Below are 240 nucleotides of genomic sequence, written 5' to 3' on the forward strand. Positions count from 1 at the left end.
CGCCAGGTGCGTGCCGCTTCTTCGATGAGGTGGTTCCAGGAGTCCAAATCGGGGGTGGGGCCGTTCACTCCAGCGATAGAGCGGGCGAACCGGGACAGGTGCTCGTCGAGGTGGTCGATTCGCGATGTTCCATCCTGCGCGGTCACGATACGAGTTGTGTCGAAAACGCCATCCCCACGCACCAGCCCGAGATCGTCTGCATGGCACACCATCGTGGATGGTGACACGACCCCTTTACCG

1 pseudogene is annotated in these 240 nt (G+C 62.1%); it reads right to left on the reverse strand.

Annotated features, from left to right (window positions below):
• Window positions 1-227, reverse strand: a pseudogene (locus ACLJNW_RS28160) (hypothetical protein); the annotation flags it as partial.
• Window positions 228-240: the final 13 nt, after the last annotated feature.

It is taken from the genome of Salmonella sp. SAL4457, from assembly GCF_046548235.1.
In the GTDB taxonomy this organism is placed as follows: domain Bacteria; phylum Pseudomonadota; class Gammaproteobacteria; order Enterobacterales; family Enterobacteriaceae; genus Salmonella; species Salmonella enterica.